Source organism: Methanosarcina siciliae T4/M, from assembly GCF_000970085.1.
GTDB lineage: Archaea > Halobacteriota > Methanosarcinia > Methanosarcinales > Methanosarcinaceae > Methanosarcina > Methanosarcina siciliae.
On the sequence record NZ_CP009506.1, the window covers coordinates 1,820,054 to 1,842,757 of the forward strand.

Consider the following 22,704-nt stretch of genomic DNA (forward strand, 5'->3'; position numbering starts at 1 on the left):
CTGAACGAAGAGATCCCACCTGAAGCCATCGGAATTTTCAAGTATGACACTTGTATTCATTTTGGCATAGGCCCCCCTGACACAGGGGACGAAATAGCCCATGGATAAAAGTGCGTTTCTGGTGAGTTCAAGTTTTCGGGTTGACCTGAGAACAATATCGATGTCTTTTGTGGCGACCTTGAGGTTCTGGAAGCTCATGGCTACATCACCGATAAGATAAAGGTCGACATGCTCGGGAAACCTGTTATTGAGTTTCTAAAACTCGGTTTCCAGATAGGTTCTTCTGAAGGTCGCCATGTTTACACCAGGCTTTCAAGCAGTTCCTGATATTCATTCCAGGGAAGAACAAAGTTGCTGCTTGTCTCTTTTTTATCGAGATATTCAAGAAGGGTCCTGACGTGAGCTTCAATATCGTAATAAATGGCATACTTTAAAATTTTTTTTGATCCAAGCCTGGGGACAAGTGCAAGAGCATATGAATTGTAAATAGGGCTGTAGGGGTCGATTAAAATTGTATGGATAAAGAACTCTTCTTCACATGGTGATTTTTTGCTGAAGAAGTAGTAGTTCATGTCGGTTATCACATCGAGGCCGTAATTAGGGAAAACACTGATAGCTGTAGGGTGGATTTTATTTTTCAAATCTGATCCAAAATCAGTGTTCAGGTTTTCTGCTTTGAACAGAAATTCCGGACCTCTTTGCCAGATCAACATCCCATTTTGGGAAACAGCTTTCAGGTTCGTAAATAGAAAAATAGTAAAAAATTCGCATTTTACTGGAAAAGATGTATTTTATCAAAAGGGTTTGCTTGTAATTCTATCTGCATGAACCGTGAAAAATGCAGAATTTACTCTATATCAGGGATTTTAAGAGCTAATTTGAGGCTCCAGAGTATAATTTTAGTTATATAATAACGCTTTTATATTATCTGGCCGTTTATTTGTCCGGGAGTATGTCTGGAAAGGGGAGACGGAGCATTCTACATGACCAGTTACAGAGTGGGAGATCATTATTCATCCCATCCATGATTTAACAGGCATACTTCTTTTACATTAAAATTGTCGCTTTTAAGGGGGAATAAGCTGATGAAAACCGGACTGATATTATTGATGATCATCTCGACAGTACTGATGTTTGCAACCGTGGGCTCTGCCCAGGATAACTCCACAGACAGTGCTGCAACTGTCATAAAGGACGCGAATGGCAGTACTGTAGGGTTTGCTACCTTTACCGAAGACGACTTTGGCATGGTTCGGGTTCAGGTCTTTGCTAGCAACCTGACGCCGGGCCTGCACGGCATCCACATCCACGAGAAAGCAAACTGCACCGGGCCGTCGTTCACTTCTGCGGGAGGACACTACAACCCTCTGGGCAAAGAGCATGGGCTCTACAACCCGAAAGGTCCTCATGCCGGGGATCTGCCCAATCTCTTAGTGGGGCAGGATGGTACGGGATATATGGATGTCACCACTAACCTTGTGACGCTGTCATCCGGAAATACCACGCTATTTCCGGCCAACGGCACTTCACTGGTTATCCATGCCGACCCTGACGACCAGCTAACCAATCCTTCCGGCAACAGTGGTGCGCGGATTGCCTGCGGGGCCATCGAGAAAAGATAAGTTTTTCCTTAACCCTTATTTTTTTTAAATCTTCGCGAGAATACTAACCCGGTCTAATCTGGTAAGCAGCGGAGAAATGACGTGAATAATAATATTTATAACCTCATTAAGTGTATCCACAGAGTTGATGGTAGACAATCTGGCTGCGGATAAATACAGTGTGCCTGTTGAAAGCATTTTCCGGATTCATGAATCTCCCTGCAAAATCGTTCTTGCAATAACCGGCGGTGGGGCAGAAATAATAGGGGAACTTCTCCGCCACGGCAGCGGTTCTGCAACAGTATTGGATGCGGTCGTTCCGTACAGTATGGAGGCGATGGATAACTTCCTTGGCAGGAAGCCTGAAATGTACTGTTCGGAAAAAACTGCGAGGTTGATGGCAATGGTAGCCTACCAGCGAGCTCTGGACCTTTCGAAAGGTGAAGAGTCTGCAGCCTATGATGTAGTCGGGATCGGAGCGACCTGCAAGCTTAAAGCGACAAACGAGCGGGAAGGACGAAAACATGAAGTCTACGTCGCCATCCAGGCAGCCTGTAAAACAGGCGTCATCACACTGAAACTGAACGCAGACAGGACAAGGGAAGGGGAAGAAAAGATTGCCACGTTCCTGATTTTCAATGTGCTTGCCCGCCACTGTGGCATTCCTGAAGTTGATTTGCCGGACAGGATTGGGACCGAAGAAGAAAGAAAGGAAGAGATAACTGAAAAATATGAGTCCGTTTCCGGACCTGTAGGGGATCTCCTGAAACAGAAAATATACAGTCAGGAAAGTCCTTATGAAACCCTGGGTATCGCAAGAATCGATTTAAATGGGGCACAAAAAAAAGAAGCAAAAACTAACGGAGAAAACAGAGAAAACGAAGAGCTCCAAAATATCAGGCTCGTATTTCCCGGCTCTTTTGGCCCCTGCCACAGAAATCATGTTTTTATGGCAAAACTGGCTTCGGAGAAGCTTGGGGTGCCTGTCCATTTTGAAATATCCCTGACAAACGTTGATAAGCCGCCCATAGATTTTATCTCGCTGAATCAGCGGCTTGACTCGCTGCGGAAATACGGAAACGAAACTTTCGTGGGCGGGGTTTGCCTGACCAATGCACCGCTTTTCCTGCAAAAAGCCGACCTTTTCCCGAACAGCACCTTTATCATCGGAGCTGATACCTTCAACCGGCTGTTTGATGCAAAATACTATGGCGGCAAAGTGGATATCTCTGCCATTTTGAGGCATTTCAGAGAAAAGAATATACGGTTTTTGGTGTTTCAGAGGAAATCCGTACACATGTCCGTCAACCCTGAGATCCTTGAGTTTTGCGAGATTGTTCCGATGGGCGAATACGAGGATGATGGAATTTCTTCGACAGAAATCAGAAGAAAGCAGGAAGAAAATAAAGAAAATTAAAGGCCTTTTTAAAGATATAGCACCTTTTGAGCAGCCATTGACCTGATATAAATACAAAGTCCATATAAACTCTTTATATTATTTTATGTTTTTATTTCAGGTTTTTACATTGAATTTATTTCAGGTTTTTACATTGAATTTTTTTTTGGAAGAAAGAAGGGCTGTCACAGGAAAGAAGGGCTGTCACAGTAATGTAATACTTTTCTCAAACACTGGCAACATCATAATATTTTTGCTTCATTTTTAGAAAAATAGATATATATGAAGTAGGAAACAACTTACCGTTTTCCTAGTAATTGGGATCTAATTCACAACTAATTTGAAATGAAAAAAAGGACGAAAAAAAATGGCAGATAATGAAGGATTACTACACGAGGTTGCCGATGCGGTAATCTCCTGTAAAAAAGAAAAGGTGCTCGAGACGGTGGAAAAAGCCAGAGCTGAGGTTCCACCGGCAGATATTATTGAAAAAGGGCTTTCTGCTGGCATGAATCAGGTAGGGGTTTTGTTTGAGAGAGGAAAACTCTTCCTTCCCCATGTGATGATGGCAGCAGATGCAATGACTGCAGGCGTCAAGCTCCTTGAAGCCGACCTCCCGGAAGGGGCTGAAAAGAAGCTCGGAGTTATTGTTAACGGGACTGTGGAAGGCGACGTGCACGACATAGGGAAGTCGATAGTCTCAACCATGCTGCAGTCCGCTGGTTTTGAAGTTCATGACATAGGCAGGGACGTTCCTATCAGGAATTTTGTTGAAAAGGCAAAGGAAACCGATGCCGATATGATAGGGATATCCGCCCTTATGACCACGACCCTTCAGGGGCAGAGGGACGTTATTGAGCTCTTGAAAGAAGAAGGGCTGAAAAGCCGGGTCAAGGTAATGGTCGGAGGGGCTCCTGCAACCCAGGCATGGGCAGACAAAATAGGTGCTGACTGCTATGCAGAAAACGCAAGTGAAGCAGTGGCAAAAGCAAAAGAAATGCTGCTCTGAACCCCTATTTCTTTTAAAATTAGATCAGTTTGAAGTTAATCATTCCGGGTCTGGTCAATCGAAATAATCGTTCCTGGTCTTGTCGATCAAAATTAGAATTCCAGGTCTGATTAATCCGGTTTAATCATTCCGGGCTTGATCGATCCGATTTTAATCAGTTTAATTTGAGCAATGGAGGATAAAAAATGGTAACTGAATACGCTTTGAGGATGGGCGACGGCAAAAAGATCTACCTCACAAAAGAAAAAATCCTCAGTGAGATAGAAGCCGGCTCGGCAAATGCCGCCGATCTGGGAGAAATCCCGGAGCTCAGCTCGGATGAAATGGAAAAGCTCGCTGAAATCCTTATGATGCCCGGCAAAGCCGTGAGTGTCGAACAGGGGATGGAAGTCCCGGTTACCCACGACATCGGTACAATCCGGCTTGACGGGGACCAGGGCAACAGCGGAGTTGGAATTCCTTCCAGCCGTCTGGTCGGCTGCATGACGCACGAGAGGGCTTTTGGTGCCGACACAATGGAACTCGGGCACATCGACTACAGTTTCAAGCCGGTAAAACCTGTGGTTTCAAATGAGTGTCAGGCAATGGAAGTCTGTCAGCAGAATATGATTATTCCCCTTTTCTATGGTGCAATGCCGAATATGGGTCTATACTACACCCCTGACGGACCCTTCGAAAACCCCGGCGACTTAATGAAAATGTTCAAGATCGATAAGGCGAGGAAGTCCATGGAACATGCAGCAGACCATCTGACCAGGGACACGGTCTGGGTTATGCAGAAACTCTTTGCAGCAGGGGCAGACGGAGTTAACTTTGATACAACCGCTGCTGCCGGAGATGCGGATATGTACGGCACCCTCCGGGCTGTCGAAATCCTCAGGACCCAGTTTCCTGAGATGTACATCGAAGTGGGCATGGCAGGAGAGATGGTACTCGGGATGCACGGGGAACTGGAGTACGATGACGTTCGGCTTGCCGGGCTCTGGCCGCATGAACAGGCCCCACTGGTTGCAAAAGCCGGAGCAAACGTCTTTGGTCCCGTGGTCAACACGAACACCAGCAAGACCTCAGCCTGGAACCTGGCAAGGGCTGTCACCTTCATAAAGGGGGCAGTAAAAGCGTCCCCGATCCCCTGTCATGTGAACATGGGTATGGGTGTGGGTGGAATCCCTATGCTTGAAACCCCTCCGATAGATGCTGTTACACGAGCAAGTAAAGCAATGGTTGAGATTGCCGGCGTCGACGGTATATAGATCGGGGTCGGCGACCCTATGGGTATGCCGATTTCCCACATAATGGCTTCCGGAATGACCGGGATAAGAGCGGCAGGCGACCTTGTTGCAAGGATGCAGTTCTCAAAGAACATGCGCATCGGAGAGGCAAAAGAGTACGTGGCAAAGAAGCTTAACGTTGACACCATGGACCTCGTAGACGAGCACATTATGCGCGAACTCCGTGAAGAGCTCGACATCGGCGTGATCACCTCCGTACCCGGAGCTGCAAAGGGCATTGCTGCGAAGATGAATATCGAGAAGCTGCTCGGAATCAAGATCAATTCCTGTGAAACGTTCAGGGCACAGCTTGCCTGAATCAGGGGCTCAAACTACCCTTTTAAAAAATGGTGATATCTATGGACGACAATACCCCTTCTTCTAAAATCGACTGGCAGTATACCGAGGAATGCAGCAGGGCAAGCTGTGACTTTAATGAACTCGAAAGATCCATTGACTGGAAACAGGGGCTTGCAATTGCTCTCGGGGTCCCCTTACTGATCCTCCCCTCCATCGGCTACTTTACAGGTTACGTCTGGGCTTTTTCAATAATTATCTGGGGCCTGACCATTTTCCTGGGCTTTTTCCAGAACCTTGCCTTCGGAGAACTTGCAACCGTCTTCCCGAAGGCTTCAGGCCTGCCGGGCTACACCCAGACCGTTTTTGGTTCGAGTTCGAATAAGAATAATAAAGGCAAATTCAAGTTTGGGAAATTCATAGGCGGATTTAGTGCCTGGAGTTACTGGTTCGGCTGGAGCCCCGTGCTCGCAATCTATGCAATCCTCATCGGAAGCTACCTCAAAGGGCTTGTACCTGCCTTTTCAGGAGTTCCGGATACACTGCTCTCTTTAATGGTAGGGGCTCTGATTTTCGGGTCCCTTGCAATCATTAACTCAAAAGGGCTCAAGAACGGAGCAATGGCCGGATACATCCTGGCAGTTGTTTCTCTGATTCCCCTTATTGTCCTTACCGTTGCCCCATTCCTGACCGGAGACTTCCACCTTACCAACATAACAGGCTCCTGGTTCCCGACTGACTGGACATGGGACATGCAACACATCCTTATCCTCTTCGGAATCTTTGCAATGGCTGAATGGAGCGCCTGTGCATGGGAAACCGCAGCAATTTACGGGCCTGAATATAAGAACCCGAACACCGACACCCCAAAAGCCCTGCTGGTCTGCGGAGGAATCTGCCTTGTGCTCTACGTGCTGGTCCAGACCTCGGTTATAGGCACCCTTGGAGTTGAAGGAGTGCTTTCCGAACCCATATCTCCGATGCTCCCCATAGCCAACCTTACCCTGGGCGCACTTGGAGCTTCAATTGCAATTATCATGCTTGTAGGGGCAATGCTCCTTATCATCCAGACCGCCTTCCTCTCTTCGGCAAGGTCGATCTACTCGATGTCAGCCGAAGGTAACCTGCCGGCTTTCCTGAGCAAATTAAACTCACACGGGCACCCGATGAACGCAATGATTGCCGATGCCATGTTCAACATGGGTCTTATCCTGCTCGGAACCCCGACTGCAATCCTTGCAGCTTCTGCTATCGGGTATATCTTCGCAAACGGGATCAGCCTCTATACCTATGTAAAAGTCAGAAACGACCCCAAACTCTCAAAACTGGACAGGCCCTTTAAGGCCCCCAACGGCTGGAAAAACGTGGCAATGGCAACTGCCATCCTGAACATCCCCTTCTTCCTTGTGGGAATTATTTACCTTAACAGCCTCGAACTTGGCTGGGCCACCACGGGAGTCGGTTTCTTCGTGCTCTGCCTCTATGTCCCGCTCTGGTTCTACTCTCAGAGAGAAACAAGAAAGACCGAAGAAAAAATGGCTGCAGAAAAAGAAGCGTTTACCGCCTGAATACCAGGATGAGAACCGAAGCTTCAACAAAAACTTAAGCTCAAGAATATATCCTTCCGTCCTCTTAAGCTCCCCTGAGCCTAAGTGGAGGATGGATTTTTTCAAAACGCAAATTAAGCCGGAACATTCCTGTTCCGGAATCTTTTCTTAAGTTCTTGTTTTTGTTCTGGATTCTCTTCTTTCCAGATGGTCCTTATTAAATGATTGATCTTTTCCAGGAAAGTCAGGATAGGATGAGATAAAATGATTATTCCAGCATCCACTTCCATACCGAATTAATTACTATTCTTTTCTTTTCCCTATCTTCATCCGGGATCTCAATGACTCCCTCATCGTCCATGGTGAGGATGAGCCCCTCGTTAAGCCCGTATTCTTCCATAGCTGCTAGGAGCCCGAGGACCTCCCGTTCTCTTACTGCCGGGGTTCCGAAGTAGACCGATACCTGAACCGCAGCCTGAACTGCCTGGCTGTCTTTTTCGGTTAGAAGGAAATCACACTCTCGCCTGTCCCGGAAGTATGAGACCTGCTTATCCCGCCTGAGCAGTTCGAGAAATACAAGGTTTTCAAATCGTAACCCCAGACTGTCCGGATAATTGGGGAAGACCGTCTTGAAGAAACCCGTATCTCCGGCATAAACTTTACATGGGACTTTTTTTTCCTGGTTGGTTTCTTTTTCGTTTTCGGATACGGGGTTAAGCAGAGGATTCCGGTACAGCAAAAAAGCTTCTTCCAGATAGTCAAGGTAGGCGCGGACAGTATCCTCGTTCTCAATCCCACTCGCTCTTTTCAGGGTATCGATGGCGTACTCCGAAGCCATGTTCGAGATCAGGAAAATTGCAAGTTTTTTGAGTCCTTCTGCGTCCTGAACATTGTATCTGGAAATAACTCCGTTATTCAAGATTTCTTCAAAATACTCTCCGGAAAGCAGGAAGTTTCCGTCTTTTATTACAGCGGGAAAACCTCCGTTTTCAAAATATTTAAGGAACAGGCATAGCATTTCATCGCATCTGGAAGGCGTAAGGAAGTTGGGTTTCGGGACCCTGAGCCCTTTCAAAGTAAGGTATTCTTTAAAGGAAAAAGGCAAAAGTTTGAGGGACCTGGTCCTGCCGGTAAAGCGCGAAGCGATGTCCTTATTAAGAAGACTTGAGGATGAGGAGGTTACAAAAACTCCTGCCCCTTCCCTGTTAAGCCTATCAACCCAGTTTTCCCACCCCGGGAAATTCTGAATCTCATCTAAGAAATAGTAGACGTTTTCGGCTTCATTTTCGTTTCCTTTTAAGTAGACTTCAGCCGCAATTTCCTCAATTTCCTGAAAACATTCAGGTCCCAATTCCTGAAACCTGCTGTCTCCAAAATTAATGTAGACCTTTACACCCTGCACAAGACCTGCGACATACTTTAAGAAGGAAGTCTTGCCCGCATGGAGCGGGCCGTAGATTAAATTGATTTCACGCCCGTCCAGGCAGGGGGAAACCGAAATGTTGCGCGGGATTATGTTAGAGGGGTTCTGAAAAAAGGTTTGATGGTCAAGAATCAGAGGGAGAATTTTGAGTCTTTGCATATGATCGTAATAATTTGGGAGGTAAAACTATATAGTTATTCTGGAACAGCTTTAAATACTTATGAGAATTTAAAATTTTTGATTCTTAAAAAAAAGAAAATGTAGTTGAATTTCGAATTATTAGGCCTCTTCCTGTAGTTTCGTTGTGTCTGACCAAAAAAAACGCTCTTAAGTGTGAACCAGTTTAAATTTCGCCTGATAATTCAAGATTAGTTCAAATTAGTGCTTATTTTTTAATTCTCAGCAAGATAAACGTTTCACTGAAAAAATAATATTTAACTCCTGCCTCAAAACCAGAGTAAAGAACCGGTATCATAGGACAACAGTGTAAAAATGTCGGGATATTAAATGATTTTTTTCATACAGATTGCATCGATCGGTAGGGTCGATTGAACGTGGTTTAATTTTAAAAAAATATGTAGCAGATGGTGATGGGAAAATATATAGTTTCATTAATTTCCCGGAACCTTTCCAAAGTTTTAATCTTTTTTAGGCTCATATGTCGTTTTCTGTTTTCCGCATCTCGTACACACAAAATACTTTTCCCTTACATTTGAAGCATAGATGTTCAAACCTCCACTTCTTTTCCACTTATGAAGCCCTATAAGGCACATAATGCTTCTTCGTGAAGGTTTTCCGGAAACTCTGGATGGAGTCCTGTAAGCCAGGTAATCACCCTCATATCAATGAATTCTTCTAACCTGAAACTTCAAGCTGAATGTACTGGAGAATGTACTGGAATTACTTTATTATCAATAATATTATTTAATTGTTATTCTAACCCCAGTAGTTCCACCAGTTACCCGAGTTCCGCCAATTATCCGAATTCCGCTAGTATAGAGTTTTTCAGAGAGCAGAGAAGCAATTTTTATAATGAAAGTTGCGAGGAGCCCGAAAACGAGCCCTCCTGTTCAATCTCCCCCTCTACACATTCACAAGATCATGCCTGAGGTTTAAGGAACTGGAACAATCTCTCTCAAGATAGTAAAAGAAACCAGATAAAGCGAGCCTGATAGAGAATGCTTAAGGGGTATCGGCCATCCGACTACTCTAAGAAGTTATGGAACTTATAATTCATTAAAAAAATTCTGAACCCTATTTAACCTTTATTTATCGGTTAACTTATTTTTAAGGATTTTTATCTTTATTTATTGTGTTTTCATACTCTGATAATGAATTTCAGGATAATTATTAAGGGAAATTTTTGTTCAAATATATTTATTCTGTCAAATTATATATATAAAAAGTCGGAATGGTATTGTAGTATCTCTTCATATAAAAGGATATGATGAGATGCTCTTCACCTCAGTGTCACAATCCATATCCACCCCTGGTTATTGGGAAGTCGTTAAGGTGATGGGCGATGGAAAGAACAGAAAAACCGGATCTCAGGCAGAATAAACGTGTAGATAAAAAGTGGTAGAAAAAGTGTGTGGCAGACAATCGGAAATGCCTCAAAAGTCTTCAAGCCTGCTCCTTCCGGCGGAAAGGTAAAAGCAAAAAGGATGAAACAAGCAGAAACGTTTTTTATACGCCTCAAAACTGTACATACCAGGCCTTAGCTATGTACAATAACACCTTAAAAACTGCTGTTCGCTTCTCCTAAAACCTGCACCTCAGCCTTTCCTCTCTTCCTTCCATTTTTCAAATTTGATAATATTTTAGAGCTTGAAAACTTCATAATCCATTTATATAAATAGTCCAGACTACCTGTTAAAACAAGAAAAATTTACCTCACGATTATTCATCTTTGTTTTATTTTTTCAAGATTAAGAATAATTGAGTCCCCAAAAAAGTTGTCCGGAAAATTATATATAATAATAAAAATCAATCATACTCTGTATTTCTGTGATGCAGAAATGCATGAAAAAGTTCTTTGCTACCATTACGATCATCACTCCACCCCGGCGTTAAATGAGTGAGTCGTTTAATAGATGGGCAAAGAACTGACGAAAATTGGGCAACAGATGATAAGAAAGTGGTAGAGTAAGGCCAAAAAGCCTTATATTAGATGCGGTGGAAAGGCAAGAGAGGTTTGATGAAGTCGTATCCATCCAGACCGATGCCTCATAATGTATCGTATGAAACGCCTCAACCTTGTACGATACCTGGATACAAACATCTTCCTGATAGCTGTTTTCAGCCTTTCCACCATTTTTGCCGACCTAAAACTGTTTTTCAGCTCAACAAAAAGAAGATATCACCTTTTTTATTCCGTGCATAATTTTTATCACATGCATAAGCACTGTATGGATCAATTTTCAATACTTTTCCATAAAATTTAATGCTTAGTTATATCACAATGCAGACCCACCACATATATTCTTATACTTTGGATTCAACTTTCAACTTTTTTTTTGATTTCCTACATCCACATAAAATTCAGCATATCCGCAATCTAAACAGACATACACTTTAAATTCGCGCATGGGCCCGGTAAAATAGCATTCGCTATCAGACTCATAACCTATACGTTCTCCAATTATATGGCCTATATCGAGATTTTCGCTCCCGCATTTCGGACATTTTCCCTTCTTCATTTTGCAGTACCCCACGTCATCAATGAAATTTGGTTTTGTAGAAATCTTCAAAAGTACTTTTTTACGAAAAAGTAGTAAATCTGATTGTAAAATTACCCCTCATTTTTTGCCCCCACAAAAAAGAATGAGCATTTCATATTCGCATCGAATATTCATATTTGTCCTCGAGTAATTAAAGTTGTCATCCAATAATTATATTTCTCTTCAATTAAATATATTAAATATGTCGAGGTCCCATATTATTTGTGTTCCCATACGTTTCTGGAAGTTAAAATGGCTTTTATCAATCCTTTTTGTCATGGTTCCTTCTCTTAAGTCGTCTTGTCAACCCTCAAAGACTTGTTCTTCCTCCCAAAGGTTCAGACGGGACAATAAAAGGTTCAAATAAATCAGCAGTTTAAAAAAAAGCATAAATAAGAGATAATATAGAAAATAAAGGATTAATGGAGAAAAACCAGGAAATTAAAAACGAAATTGAACCAAAAACAGGAGAAATAAATCCGGAATATAAAATAGGAGAATTCAATGAGAAAACTAAATATCCTTTTAATATTATCTGCAATGTTCCTGCTACTTTATGCCACAGGCCCGGCAGTCGCTTTACTGACCCCGGAAGCTGCCGAAATTTCCTCCCAGATTAATGCCTCGGACAGAATAGTTATCGGCACGGTAAGTGATATCCAGGAACACTATGACCATACAATCTTCACAATTACAGTTGAGGAATGGCTCTATAATCCTTTTCCCGCCGAAACAATAGACGTGAGAACCGAGACCGGAAAGTATCTCTGGACTGAGGACCAGGCAGAGTTCACCCTCAATGAGTCCGTGCTCCTCATGCTCAGGAACGAAGACCCCGAAAAGCAGCTTTTCAGCGTCTCTGTGGGCTCTCCCGGAAAACACCCTTCATCGGACAGAGATGCTGTAATTGAAGAGTTGAAAATTCAGGGAAAATGGCAGGAAGAAAATCAGACCGGAAATACGGAGACTGCAGATGAGCAGCCAATAGGTCCCAATTCCTCCTCGGATACGAAAAGCATTCCTTTCACAGGCATCCTGTGGGCAGCTGCAGCCTTGCTTGGAGCAGTTGAATATACCGGAAAGAAAAAGCAGCATAAGACATAGCATTATCCATTTCATTCAGGGAATCCAGAATACCCCGGAAGTGCACAATCAGGAGAAAAACGAATTGTATGAAATCTACAGTGCCCGTTAAAAAATGTAGCCATTATATAACGAAGCATAAAAACCCCTGAGTATTTAGCTCAGGGTATATAAGCGTCAACTTCAATCCTGGTTCCGTATATAATATTCGGCGGCTTCTTTACTCACATTTCCGATAGTAAAAGCAAAATATCCATCGCTCCACAATGTGTTTTCGCCCCAATAATGGAGGGAAAAATGAGCCAAGAAGCCACTCAGTCTTTATCTGAGAGGTAGTTCACGACAGTTTCAAAACACTTCCAGCTGATCATTACTCAAATATAAACAAAAGCCTTGCAGAAACCGTGTTTAAACTGAAAATGTTAAAAAGCTCAAAATGTAACAGGGCAGAAAAGTAAGTGAAAAGCTCAAATGAAGTGATCCGCCTCGTACTGGTATTCACTAGAATCACTGAAAAAGAAATGTACAACTAAATTTAGAAAAACAAACACACATAGTCATCAATTCAAAAAAAGATGATTTCTTAGAAATTATCTTCTATACTTGAAAAGATGACTATGAATTATATTTTTTTAAATTTGCTTATTATCGGGCTCAGTGGTTGTTATTAACAACCACAGCCGCAGCCGCAGCCACCACCCCAGCCGCCGCAGCCGCAGCCACGACCCCAGTAGCGATGTCTGAGGCCCCACCAGCCCCAGTTGTTAAATCCGCAACACATTGTACTTACCTCCGTCTATTTACCATATTTATCTAATTTATCTTATTCATTGCTTATTATCGGGCTCAGTGGTTGTTATTAACAACCACAGCCGCAGCCGCAGCCGCCGCCGCGGCCCCAGCCGCAGCCACGACCCCAGTAGCGATGTCTGAGGCCCCACCAGCCCCAATTAAATCCACAACACATTGTACTTACCTCCGTCTATTTACCTTATTCTTTTCACACTCATTATTGAACATTAAAGGAAAATGAATTCATTAAAATTAAGTGCTTATTTTCCTAATGGTGTGTACCTTCCTGATTAAACCCTTATCAACCCCCAATAAGTGTTGTACTCACGGCAATTTTTGAAATTATTCTTCGTACTGATTTTATTTGGAGAGGAGCAGATTTGGTTTTAATTGCCCGAGAGTATATAGCTAAATAATAAGATTAAATTATATATAAAGAATAGAATAAATTATACTAAACATTAAATAGTCTTCGAAAATTCGGGTTAACAGCCGCCAGAGCTTGAAGGTTTTCTTCTATTCTTAATTTAGAAAATATAATTCTTAAAAGCGCTCAATAAAACCGGAGATTTAGTCTTTATTTTACTATTCAATCAAAAGAAAAAGTTTTTCTTAATAAATAAACTCCATTCTTGAATTTAATTAATATAAAACCCCTTAACGGGACTGATTTTGCTGAAAAAAAACAGTAACATTTTTCGGTTTTAAACATTAAAACTTCAGTCTTTTTCTTCAAAATGAGTATCCTTTGGAAGTCAAGCACGAAGCAGCCGAGTTTTCGATTTTTTCCTTTCATACAAGGCTCTGTTTTTGATTCATAATTATTGAGGTTCTATTAAAATTGACAAAAATGCTCTAAAAGCAAACAAATCGGTCAAAATTACTTATTTTGACAAAAAATTACCTTTAAAGCCTCTGAAATAATACTTCAAAGTGTCTTTGAATACGAGTTAAGCTCAAAAATTGATATAATATTACATTTACTTCAAAAATTAGAATTTATTGCAACTTATTTACACAAATTACACAAAAAATGAGTTATTTATTACTTCAATTTTAATTATAGATATAAATAACAAATTAAATAGATTTTAAGTTGTTATTGGATATATTTTTTACTAAATAAGCTATGTTGTTAAATATTAGCGGAAATAAAGGGATTATGTGAAAAATGGCAAAACCTCAATAGAAAAAGAACAAATAAAAAAACATGAAAAATATGGTTTCAAATGTAAAAATTACCCGGATCATACGGAATGAACCATGATAAAAAGATATGTAGTTACCAGCTCCGAAAAATAAGAAACCGTAGCCATCAATTCAAGATAAAAAGAATCCGTGATTTTATCCTTATATCTTGAAAAGATGGAAAAGGAAACAATTGCTTCTCTATTTAAGCGATCAATTAATCCACGTCCAGTGTTATTTAGTTCCAGCCGCCCCAGATGTAGAGACTGGTTCTCTCATAATACATGGCGACTTTGTTGTAAACAAGAGTAAAGAATCCCATTGTATATTCCTCCAGATTACGATTCCTGTTCAATTTATTCTTCCGAAAAGATAGCTAAGGAAGCGATTACTTTTCAGTTCAAATAGATATTATTAATCCGTATCCATTGTTATTTAGTTCCAGCCGCCCCAGATGTAGAGACTGGTTCTCTCATAATACATGGCGACTTTGTTGTAAACAAGAGTAAAGAACCCCATTGTATATTCCTCCAGATTTCGATTCCTGTTTTATTTGTTCTTCCGAAAAGATAGCTAAGGAAGCGATTACTTTTCAGTTCAAATAGATATTATTAATCCGTATCCATTGTTATTTAGTCCCAGGCACCCCAGATGTAGAGACTGGTTCTCTCATAATACATGACGACTTTGCTGTAAGCAAGAGTAAAGAATCCCATTATATATTCCTCCAAATTTGAATGTGTTCTTCCTGTCTGGTGTTCTTCTTGTCTGGTTATCCATTTACATAATTTGAAATGAATGGAGTTTTGTGAATTTAGAATAATTTCCCAATAGTGTATACTTCTACGATCAAATTTTCTATCAACCCCCCAACACCAAGATTATACTCATAGCAATTATTTTTAGAAATTTGTCTGGCCGCTAATCTTCATTTGCAGGTTCACAGACTAAATTTTAATTGCTTCAGAGTATAAATAAAAATATATTCGTAACATATATAAAATCAACAGAATTAACAATACTTACCATTAAATAGTCCTTGAAAATCTGAAAGAATCCCGTGGGGACAAAGAAGCAAACTTATAAATTTAAATTACAGGTTATAAATTTGTAAGTGTATTAAAGAATAAAGCTTTTACCCCTATTTTCTGCAAATAAGGACAAAGTAAGACAGTTCAGGAAAAATAAAGGGTAAAAGGCATAATAAAATTTGATTTAAAGCTTTGAAGCCTGATTATATAACGGAAAAAACGAGTAACATCCTCTATTTATGAACTATCTAAATTAGCTTTTTTTCTTTAGAAGTATGCTTTTCTCCCGGAGAAAAAATTTTAAAGATTTATATTAATATAAATATTTTAATCTGTATGTCCTCTGACTCCGACCACCGTAGGACCTTTGGTTTTTCAAATCCTCAGCATCCTGATTAATTTTTTCGTCCAATTCAGCTTTTTTTGCTTAATAGGATTATTTTAGAATCTTTAAATTAAATTAAAATATTTTAATGCTTTTAAATAGGAAAAATAGAGTTATAAAAACACATTGAATCTAATAAATGAATATATCAGATTTTTATACTTTACTAATAGATTTTTCCCGACTAATTTCGATAAAAAGCTTGTATATAGGTTTTATTATTCTAATCTCCCCCAATTATCCTTATTATTACGTATAAGTACTAATAATCCCCCTAAAAAGACGAAAGTCCCTTTTTCAATGTCAGCTTCGGGATTACCGTCAAGATTTGTGCGGATAACTCCAGGCAGACACACAAAAATCCTCTCTCAAAGCAGCTCAATGGCTCAGTCGGCTGTAACTATCACAAAAGCAGACAGATCGAGCTTCAAAAACTCGTTTCTGAATCCTTGTACGTTCCCGCTGACCAGAACAGGCTTTTCCGAGACTCTGTTTTAAGTTAGGTCGAACCCGAAGTCTTCAAGAATTCGTTTGGAGATAGACTTCCGGACAGCAAAATCCGTATAAATCACTCCTTTCCTGTTTTTCGTTTCTGAACTTAGATTTTATTATCGAGTTTCGTTTTTAAACTTAATTGCAGAGTCAATTACAGAGTTCTTTTTTTAAATTCCCGTTTTCATGGCAATGTCTTTAACATCCCTGTCCTTTACAAGAGCTCCGGGAACATCAGTATTTCTGCCGAGGTCAAGGACATCGTCTCTGACCTCTTCTGCAATCGGGTCCTTCAGGTTTCAACAGGCGTGTTAAAGCAAACCGTCGACTTTCTACAAGGCAGGATTCTACAAGGCAGGAATGCGGTAATTGAGATGAAAGTTCAGGGAAAGTGATAGGAAGGAAATCATACAGAAAATACAGAGGCTTCAAATGAGCAGCCGGAAGATTAAAGCTCACCTTCGGCATGAACTGCACTTTCCCAGACTCTTCATCTTACCGGATCGGGTTTTTGAGATATCAGAATCTCGTAAAAAAAGACAGTTAATAGTCATTGTTGGCTAAATCAAAGTTGCGCTGGCGCACCTCGCTGCAAGCAACGGGGTATGTTCGCGCCACCGCTCCAAATTCCGTTAAAGAAAGCAACAACCCTAAGCAATTTAGTTTAAGCAGAAATTAAAAACCAGAAGGTGGAATTGATAAATCATATTATCATTAACAGTTGCCGAGGAAGTTTTCCATCCCGCAGCAAGCTAACGGGGTATTCGACTGAAATAATCGTATAAAATGTTGCCATCATGACCATTTCAAAACATGGTCATAATGGCCTTAAATGATAATGGTAATCTCCGAAAGACATGCACTTCATTTGAGATCAGAGATAGGCCCGGGATTTAGCAGCAGCCCCACCAGGATCTGCAGTAGAAGTATCTGTATACGCATCTAAAATAGAAGCAACAACAAAACATTATAGCTCCCTCCATCTTTAATCTATCTTTGTTCGTCTTCTCGTTATACTTCAGTCATCTGTAGTCGAAACCATACACCCCACATTAGTAAAATCCCACAGAGACTACTTTTAAGCCGAAAGCATTACGTACTTTCAAACTGAAAACTTATGAGTAAAATTTTCTTGAGTGTAAGTATGTATCCTTCTAATAGCGTATCGCTCCTGTAATCAAGCTCTCTATCAACCCCCCAACATCAAATTAATACTCATTAATACTCATGGCAATTATTTTTAGAAACTAGTCTGGACGCTAATTTTCCATTCAAGAGATAACAGACTGGATTTTAATTGCCTGAGAGTATAAATAAATATATATTCACAACATATATAAAATCGACAGAATAAACTCTACTTACCATTAAATAGTCCTTGAAAATCTGAACAAATTATATGGAAACAAAAGGATTAACTTATAAATTTAATTTATGTGTCATAAATTTGTTAGTAAGACACCAGAATAAAGCTTTTATCCCTCTTTTCCCTAAATCCGGGAAAAGTAAAGCAGTTCAGGAAAAGTAAAGGGTAAACGGTGTGATCAAATTTTATCTAGAGCTTTAGAGACTTCTAACTTACCTCAAAACGCGAATAACCTTTTCTATTTGCAAACTATGCAAATTACTTATTTTTCCTTAAAAGTTTCTTCTTCCCCGGGAGAAAGATTTTCCGGCCAACCATCTAATGAAAAAGATTTGGACCAGGCGGTCCCTGCAATCCGGCTGTCCACATGGCCTTTCAGCCCTCAAATCCCTGTCATCCCGATTAATTCTTTCGCCCAATTCAGCTTCTTTTTCTTAATCGAACTCACTCCGGGGTCTTCAAAATCAAACCCAGCCAGCCTGACATTTTTAGCTCCGAAATGAAGGGCTACAAAAACGCAGCGATCCCCGTCACTGAACCCGCCAAAGTTGTATACTCGATCAAAGGGCCTTGACTGGGTAGTTGCGATAAAGCGCTTGAATCGGGGTACGTATTTTTCCAGCCTGTCCCGATTATCCCCGTGGGCATGGATAAGGACCATTGATCCCTTTTCGCAGGCAAGGATCTCTTTTTCAATATCAGTATCAGAAGCGCCATCAAGGTCTGTACAGATAACTTCAGGCACGCGGCCGATATCCATAAGGACGGCGGTGGCTCCGTCGGCTGCAATTATTACAAAAGCAGAGAGGTTGACCGCTAAAAGCTCGTTTTTGAGTCCGGGAGCATTCCCACAGACCAGAACAGGTTTCCCTGAGATCCTTTCCTTAAGTTCGGAGGTGCTGGCAGTGTTTTTCTCGGTCAACATGAGAGAAAGGAATCGGGCTGCCTCTTCGTCCCCTGTACGGTCGAACCCGAAGTCTTCAAGAATTCGTTCGTAGATAGGTTCCCAGACAGCAAAATCCGTATAAATCACTCCTTTCCTGTTTTTCGTTTCTGAACTTAGATTTTATTATCGAGTTTCGTTCCGAAACTTAATTACAGAGTCAATTACAGAGTTATTTCTTTGCAATTCCCATTTTCATAGCAGTACCTTCGACATTCCAGTCCTTTACCAGGGCTCCGGAAACCTCAAGCCCGCTGCCGAGATCAAATACATCGGCTCTAACTTCTTCTGCAATCAGGTCTTTCAGAGTTCCAACAAGCGCCAGGACCTTTTCGTCCTCTATCCTGACAGAAGCGCGGATGTTTTCGTCTACAACAAGATCGAGTTCCTTCCTCATGTCCTGAAGCCTGCGGATGACTTCTCTTGTGTAGCCCTCAGCTTCGAGTTCAGAGGTAAGGTTTGCGTCCACATACACAAGGCCTGCATCGGACTCGGCACTGGCTGTGCCTTCAGGCAGGGTTTCTTTGAAGTTTGCCATGTCAGAGGTGACTGTAACAGTGGTTCCGTCAGCCAGGGTAAGTTCGAATTCCCCGGTTTCGGCAAAGGCTTTCTTTAAAGCAAAACCCTCTACTTTCTGCAGGGCAGGGATAACCTTTCCGGCATCCTTCTTGAAAACAGGTCCTATCTTGCCCGGGTCAGGGATTACCTCAAGCCCGAGTTCTTCCCAGCTCTTGCCAATCCCGGTAAGCACAATGGCTTTGGAATTGGTCTGGTCCATAAGTACGGAACGCAGCCTGTCAACTGCCTTTGTAGCAGCCTCGTTTTCAGGCGAAATAATAATTCTTGATACGGGCCACCTGAGCTTTCTTCCTGCTTTCTGGCGGGCGTTTGAAGCGGCTTCCACGATCGAGCGAGCAGTGTCCATGGCCTCTTCAAGTTCGGGATCCAGATAAGCGTCATTGACCTTAGGCCAGTCGCACATGTGCACGGATTCGGGAGCACTCGGGTCCACGTTCCGGATCAGGTTCTGGTACATCTCTTCAGCCAGGTAGGGCATGAAAGGCGAGATCAGCTTTGTGATTATTACATAGACTTCGTAAAGTACGCAGTAAGCCGCAAGCTTGTCCGGGTCGTCAGCTTCGGTCCATGTCCTCGGACGGATAAGCTGGATATACCAGCGGGAGAGGTCTTCAAGGGCAAACTCCAGGATCTCACGGACTGCCTTATGGAGGAGGTATCCACTCATTGCTTCGTTCACGGCTTTTATCACGGACTGGGCTCTTGAGAGAATCCACCGGTCTTCTTCTCTCAGGGCGGCTTTTACGGAATCCAGGCTGACCTGCATCGGGTCAAAATTGTCAAGCGCCATATACGGGAGCGGGAACCTGAAAACGTTCCAGAGGATATTGATAGAACGGTGGACGGTTTCTACCTCTTCCAAATTGTACTTCAGGTCTTCCCAGGGTGCGCTTGAGGAAAGTACGTAGGCACGCAGTGTGTCTGCCCCCAACCTATCGATAATGTCCAGGGGAGATACCACGTTTCCAAGGCTCTTGGACATCTTCTTTCCGCCTGCATCCAGAGTAAAGCCGTGCATGAGCACACTCTTATAAGGTGCCCGACCAAAGCCAACCATACTTGCCCCGAGCTGGGAATAGAACCAGCCGCGAGTCTGGTCATGTCCTTCGGTTACGAAATCAGCAGGCCACCATTCATCAAACTGATCATGCGTCTGCGGAAACTTCAGGGTTGCCCAGGAAGCAACAGCCGAGTCAAACCAGACATCGAAAACGTCTTCAACCCGCTTTTTCTCTCCTCCGCACTCACAGGGCACGGTAACCCTGTCCACATAGGGTCGGTGCAGTTCGATATCCCCGCTTAACCCTGCCTTTTCGAGCAGTTCGGCCTTTGTCCCTATTACCTCAAGTTTTCCGCACTTCTTACATTTCCAGACAGGGATCGGAATTCCCCAGTAGCGCTGCCTGGAGATGCACCAGTCTCTTGCCCCTTCGACCCATGTCCTGAAACGGGCTGAACCCGCCCAGTCAGGGTACCAGTCAACAGCATCGATTTCCTCGAGCATTTTTTCCTTGATCTCGGTGACCTTGAGGAACCACTGCTCGGTTGCAAGGTAGATGATGGGAGTCTTGCAGCGCCAGCAGTGTCCGTACCTGTGCGTGACCGTCCCTTCGGCAAGGAGCCTGTTACGGGCCTTGAGGTCTTCGATAACAATGGGGTTTGCTTCCCTGACGTTCTTGCCTGCATACTCCCCGGCTTCTTCGGTGTAGGAGCCGTTTGGGCCCACAGGACAGAGGATCGGAAGTTTGTGCTTTATCCCGAGGGTGAAGTCGTCCATACCGTGCCCGGGGGCTATATGCACACAGCCGGTATTTTCGACGGTTACGAAATCGGCAAGATAGACTCCGTGCTTAATCTCGTTCTGGATGGGCACCAGGTCTCCGACGGGGCTTTCGTACTCAAGATTTGTGAGCTCTTCTCCGAGCATTGTCTCAAGCACTTCAAAGTCCGTATACCTTCCCTGCTTGAGGACATTTTTGATCAGTTCCGTGGCTGCAATAAGGACCTCTTCCGAGCCGTCCTGCCGGATTGCCCTGAATTTTGAGTATTCGTAAGCCGGATGAACAGCTACGGCTACGTTTGCAGGAATTGTCCAGGGCGTGGTTGTCCAGATGACTATGAAAGTGTTTTCTTCACCTTTGACCCTGAACTTAACATAAATCGAAGGGTCAGTCCGCTCGGAATATTCGACTTCTGAATCGGCAATTGCAGTTTCACAGCGCGGGCACCAGTTTACCGACCGCTTGCCCACATCAAGGAGGTCTTTTTCACGGGCCTGTTTGAGAGTCCACCAGGCAGCCTCGATGTAGTCGTCTTTTAAGGTCATGTAGGGTTCCGGCCACTGCATCCAGACCCCGAGCCTCTGGAACTGCTCGGTCATTGCCTGTTTCTGCGTAATGGCAAATTCCTTGCATTTCTCGATGAAATTCTCTACCCCGAAGCTCTCGATATCCTTCTTGGATTTAAAACCGAGCACACCTTCGACTCTTACCTCAATCGGGAGCCCGTGCATATCCCAGCCGGGGCGTTCAAGGATGTAGCGGTTGTTCATGGAGTAATAGCGGAGAATGGAATCTTTAATGATCTTATTCCAGGCAGTCCCCAGGTGGATGTGTCCTGTAGTGTACGGGGGGCCGTCAACAAAAAAAAGCCTTTTTCCGGTCTTGCGTCTCTCCCGGGTTTTCCGGTAGGCATCGCTGTCTTCCCAGAACTGCGTTACTTTTTTTTCGATTTGTTCTGCATCGTATTTGGCAGTGATTTCTTTTATCATATGGGGGTCTCCCTGATGAAAGATAAACTAAATAAACGTCGCCTGTGCAGGACCTACCCTGCGGCTGGCGGACAACTCATTATAAATTGATAACCAGCAAACGGTGACAATACTGAATTGTGACAATACTAATACTGATTTTTATATTTAGAAACTGCTACTGAAAACTGATAAACAGTAAGTTCTACAACGATAAGCTCGTACAATGAACTCTAATCAGTAAGCTTGATTTCAGGGCAAATTTCAGGGTAAATTACTGGTCAGCATACTATAACAAAGCTCTGATCCGTAAGTACCGAATCTACAGTAAGTATATTAAAAGTCTTTTTAATGTTCTTTACCGACCGCTTATATACTGTACTTAAGACAAATATCTGACGCACAAAATATTCCTATCCATAAAAGCGAAACTGCACTTTTCCGACAGATAAAAGCATTCACTGCACGCCAATTAGTTTATTCAGTATTACTGTACTTAATTTAAGCTTTATTGTAACAGCGGAAAAACCAGTCCGGTGTTAGCTCTCCCGGACACATTAACTGGACTTTCCTGGCTGAGCCACCCGAGTTGCAACACTCGAATTGCGCCTCGGGATCGCAGGAAATCGGAGATTTTCTGGGAGTTTTGTCCCGCTCGACGCAGGAGAGAGGTCTTTCTTTGGTCTCATTTCTCTTAAATTTCTGCTTCTTTTTCCTTTTGTGAAGGGCCGCCAGACAAGCTGGCTGAGGCGCTGATATTTACATATGAATTAAAAAACGGTTTTTGTGGTTAAGTATGGATTCTCCTGGTCAGGGGGAATTTATTCCAATG

At 42.6% G+C, this 22,704-nt stretch carries 10 protein-coding genes and 2 pseudogenes; 6 read left to right on the forward strand and 6 right to left on the reverse strand.

The features are described 5' to 3' along the window. Nucleotides 1–299 precede the first annotated feature (299 nt). Nucleotides 300–641 (reverse strand): hypothetical protein, encoded by a 342-nt coding sequence (locus MSSIT_RS07765; RefSeq protein ID WP_187151890.1) that lies wholly within the window; start codon nucleotides 639–641, stop codon nucleotides 300–302. 444 nt (nucleotides 642–1,085) lie between these two features. On the opposite strand from MSSIT_RS07765, the gene MSSIT_RS07770 reads away from it, so the two are divergent. The 5 genes and pseudogenes from MSSIT_RS07770 (at nucleotide 1,086) to MSSIT_RS07795 (ending at nucleotide 7,142) form a co-directional block, all read left to right on the forward strand. Further along, the gene (locus tag MSSIT_RS07770; protein WP_048171398.1) at nucleotides 1,086–1,622 is read left to right on the forward strand and encodes a superoxide dismutase family protein; all 537 of its coding nucleotides are present in this window, start codon (nucleotides 1,086–1,088) and stop codon (nucleotides 1,620–1,622) included. A gap of 127 nt (nucleotides 1,623–1,749) precedes the next feature. After that, complete coding sequence (locus MSSIT_RS07775; RefSeq protein WP_048171399.1) at nucleotides 1,750–3,018, forward strand: nucleotidyl transferase family protein; 1,269 nt, start codon at nucleotides 1,750–1,752, stop codon at nucleotides 3,016–3,018. Between the two features lie 346 nt (nucleotides 3,019–3,364). Further along, nucleotides 3,365–4,006 carry a dimethylamine corrinoid protein MtbC gene (mtbC, locus tag MSSIT_RS07780; RefSeq protein ID WP_048171401.1) on the forward strand — a complete coding sequence of 214 codons (642 nt, stop codon included), beginning with the start codon at nucleotides 3,365–3,367 and terminating at the stop codon, nucleotides 4,004–4,006. Nucleotides 4,007–4,191: 185 nt separating this feature from the next. Continuing rightward, nucleotides 4,192–5,595: pseudogene (gene mtbB / locus MSSIT_RS07785) on the forward strand ([dimethylamine--corrinoid protein] Co-methyltransferase). Nucleotides 5,596–5,636: 41 nt separating this feature from the next. Beyond that, nucleotides 5,637–7,142: an APC family permease gene (locus MSSIT_RS07795; protein ID WP_048171406.1), complete on the forward strand. Its 1,506-nt coding sequence runs from the start codon at nucleotides 5,637–5,639 to the stop codon at nucleotides 7,140–7,142. Nucleotides 7,143–7,389: 247 nt separating this feature from the next. On the opposite strand, the gene MSSIT_RS07800 is transcribed toward MSSIT_RS07795, so the two are convergent. Together MSSIT_RS07800 and MSSIT_RS07810 are read right to left on the reverse strand one after the other, a co-directional pair. Further along, a complete protein-coding gene (locus MSSIT_RS07800) occupies nucleotides 7,390–8,703 on the reverse strand; it encodes an ATP-binding protein (RefSeq protein WP_048171407.1) in 1,314 nt (437 codons plus the stop codon). 2,345 nt (nucleotides 8,704–11,048) lie between these two features. After that, nucleotides 11,049–11,243, reverse strand: a complete 195-nt coding sequence (locus MSSIT_RS07810; RefSeq protein ID WP_048171411.1) for a zinc ribbon domain-containing protein — start codon at nucleotides 11,241–11,243, stop codon at nucleotides 11,049–11,051. A gap of 525 nt (nucleotides 11,244–11,768) precedes the next feature. Between MSSIT_RS07810 and MSSIT_RS07815 the strand changes: the two genes are divergently transcribed. Further along, nucleotides 11,769–12,368 (forward strand): hypothetical protein, encoded by a 600-nt coding sequence (locus tag MSSIT_RS07815; protein ID WP_231590474.1) that lies wholly within the window; start codon nucleotides 11,769–11,771, stop codon nucleotides 12,366–12,368. Nucleotides 12,369–12,530: 162 nt separating this feature from the next. Here MSSIT_RS07815 and MSSIT_RS21770 read toward each other — a convergent pair. From MSSIT_RS21770 to ileS, 3 genes and pseudogenes are all read right to left on the reverse strand, one after another. After that, nucleotides 12,531–12,635: pseudogene (locus tag MSSIT_RS21770) on the reverse strand (transposase); the annotation flags it as partial. Between the two features lie 5,348 nt (nucleotides 12,636–17,983). Continuing rightward, nucleotides 17,984–18,634 (reverse strand): 6-hydroxymethylpterin diphosphokinase MptE-like protein, encoded by a 651-nt coding sequence (locus MSSIT_RS07820; protein ID WP_148705163.1) that lies wholly within the window; start codon nucleotides 18,632–18,634, stop codon nucleotides 17,984–17,986. Nucleotides 18,635–18,716: 82 nt separating this feature from the next. Further along, a complete protein-coding gene (gene ileS / locus MSSIT_RS07825) occupies nucleotides 18,717–21,893 on the reverse strand; it encodes an isoleucine--tRNA ligase (protein WP_048171413.1) in 3,177 nt (1,058 codons plus the stop codon). Nucleotides 21,894–22,704 lie beyond the last annotated feature (811 nt).

Coding starts and splice junctions, on each gene's coding strand:
- MSSIT_RS07770 (WP_048171398.1), top strand. CDS start 1,086: ATGAAAACCGGACTGATATTATTGATGATCATCTCGACAGTACTGATG.
- MSSIT_RS07775 (WP_048171399.1), top strand. CDS start 1,750: ATGGTAGACAATCTGGCTGCGGATAAATACAGTGTGCCTGTTGAAAGC.
- mtbC (WP_048171401.1), top strand. CDS start 3,365: ATGGCAGATAATGAAGGATTACTACACGAGGTTGCCGATGCGGTAATC.
- MSSIT_RS07795 (WP_048171406.1), top strand. CDS start 5,637: ATGGACGACAATACCCCTTCTTCTAAAATCGACTGGCAGTATACCGAG.
- MSSIT_RS07800 (WP_048171407.1), bottom strand. CDS start 8,703: ATGCAAAGACTCAAAATTCTCCCTCTGATTCTTGACCATCAAACCTTT.
- MSSIT_RS07810 (WP_048171411.1), bottom strand. CDS start 11,243: ATGAAGAAGGGAAAATGTCCGAAATGCGGGAGCGAAAATCTCGATATA.
- MSSIT_RS07815 (WP_231590474.1), top strand. CDS start 11,769: ATGAGAAAACTAAATATCCTTTTAATATTATCTGCAATGTTCCTGCTA.
- ileS (WP_048171413.1), bottom strand. CDS start 21,893: ATGATAAAAGAAATCACTGCCAAATACGATGCAGAACAAATCGAAAAA.